Source organism: Micromonospora tarensis (genome assembly GCF_016803395.1).
GTDB lineage: Bacteria > Actinomycetota > Actinomycetes > Mycobacteriales > Micromonosporaceae > Micromonospora > Micromonospora tarensis.
The window spans coordinates 1-1,825 of sequence record NZ_JAEVHL010000472.1; the positions used below are offsets into that span (position 1 = coordinate 1).

General features: G+C 71.3%; 3 protein-coding genes and 1 pseudogene. 2 read left to right on the plus strand and 2 right to left on the minus strand.

Annotation, left to right across the window (positions count from 1 at the left end):
• Together JM949_RS35640 and JM949_RS35645 are read left to right on the plus strand one after the other, a co-directional pair.
• On the plus strand, positions 1 to 327 hold a 327-nt coding region (locus tag JM949_RS35640), incomplete at its 5' end, for a cellulose binding domain-containing protein (protein ID WP_203152431.1).
• A gap of 88 nt (positions 328 to 415) precedes the next feature.
• Positions 416 to 904: a GNAT family N-acetyltransferase gene (locus JM949_RS35645; protein WP_203152432.1), complete on the plus strand. Its 489-nt coding sequence runs from the start codon at positions 416 to 418 to the stop codon at positions 902 to 904.
• Between the two features lie 15 nt (positions 905 to 919).
• On the opposite strand, the gene hemQ is transcribed toward JM949_RS35645, so the two are convergent.
• Together hemQ and JM949_RS38315 are read right to left on the minus strand one after the other, a co-directional pair.
• Entirely contained in the window at positions 920 to 1,621 is a 702-nt protein-coding gene (hemQ, locus tag JM949_RS35650) for a hydrogen peroxide-dependent heme synthase (RefSeq protein ID WP_203152433.1), read from the minus strand.
• Positions 1,618 to 1,825: pseudogene (locus tag JM949_RS38315) on the minus strand (hypothetical protein); the annotation flags it as partial. The pseudogene JM949_RS38315 and the gene hemQ, both read right to left, overlap by 4 nt.

Here is a 1,825-nt window from a genome sequence, read left to right on the forward strand (position 1 = left end):
CCGCCCCCGACGACGCCGCCGGCCGGGGCTTGCACCGCCACCTACCAGGTCACCGGGCAGTGGCCCGGTGGCTTCCAGGCCGAGGTGAAGGTGACCGCCGGCGGCTCCGCGACCCGGGGCTGGTCGGTGAGCTGGAACTACGGCAGCGGCCAGCAGGTCACCTCGTCGTGGAACGCCACGGTCAGCAGCAGCGGCACGCTGGTCACCGCCCGTAACACCAGTAACAACGGCAGTCTTGCCGCCGGCGCGAGCACCACGTTCGGTTTCCTCGGCTCGTGGAACGGCAGCAACCCGGTTCCGCTGGTCACCTGCACCACGACCAGTTGATCCCCGCGCGTCGCACCCGGGCGGGGGTGCGGCGCCGGCCGGCGGGAATCGGGTGGTGCCCGGCCGTCCGACCGGGCACCATCCCCTCATGATCGAGATTCGGGTCCTCACCGCCGACGACTGGCCGGTCTGGCGTGAGCTGCGGCTGGCCGCTCTGGCCGAGGCGCCCGCGGCGTTCGGCTCCCGGCTCGCCGACTGGCAGGGCGACGGCGACCGCGAGCAACGCTGGCGCGACCGGCTGGGCATCCCCGGCTCGCACAACCTGGTGGCCGTCCTGGACAGACGGCCGGTCGGGATGTCCAGCGGCGTCCCCACGGCGGACCCGCTGACCATGGAGCTGATCTCGATGTGGGTGCACCCCGAGGCACGCGGCCGCAAGGTCGGGCACCTTCTGGTGGACACCGTGGCGCGCTGGGCCCGGGAGAGCGGCGCCGACTGGTTACGGCTCACCGTCATGCCGGACAACGCGCCGGCGAAGGCCCTCTACCGCCGGGCCGGCTTTCGGATGACCGATCAGACAGGCGACCTGCTGGCCGACGGCGTACGCCGGGAACAGGTCATGCTCCGCCCGCTCTGAGCCGCGCCCCGGCGGTCAGACCAGGCAGTTGACGATCTCGGCCACCGAGCGGCGGCGGCCGGTGTAGAACGGGACCTCTTCGCGGACGTGCCGGCGGGCCCCGGAGGCGCGTAGATCCCGCATCAGGTCGACGATCCGGTGCAGCTCGTCGGCCTCGAAGGCGAGCATCCACTCGTAGTCGCCGAGCGCGAACGACGCGACAGTGTTGGCCCGCACGTCCGGGTAGCCGCGGGCCATCTTCCCGTGCTCGGCCAGCATCTCCCGCCGCTCCGCGTCGGGCAGCAGGTACCACTCGTAGGAGCGGACGAACGGGTACACGCACAGGTAGGGGCGCGCCTCCTCGCCGGCCAGGAACGCCGGGATGTGGCTCTTGTTGAACTCCGCCGGCCGGTGCAGCGCCAGCTGCGACCACACCGGGGTCAGCGCCCGCCCCAACGTGGTGCGACGGAACCGCAGGTACGCGTCCTGCAACGCGTCGCTGGAGGCCGAGTGCCACCAGATCATCACGTCCGCGTCGGCGCGCAGCCCGGAGACGTCGTACACGCCCCGGACCACCACGTCCTTGCCGGCCAGCTCGTCGAAGAGGGACTCGACCTCACCGGTCACGTTGTCCCGCAGCGACGGCAGCGGGGAGCTGGCCCGGAACACCGACCACATGGTGTAGCGGATGCTGTCGTTCAGCTCCCGCAACCGGGCCGCGTTGGTCTGCTCGGTCATCTCGCCGATCCTCCCAGTGCTGTGATGATCTCTTCGGCCGCCGTCTCGCCGGAGCGGACGCAGACCGGGATGCCAACGCCGTCGTAGCCGGCGCCCGCGAGAACCGTGCGACACGTGCATCTTCCGTCCCGGGAACCTGATGCACCTTTCCGAGGGCCGCTTACGTGATCTGGTTGCCGAGGCTCGGCGTGACGAGGGTTTCGT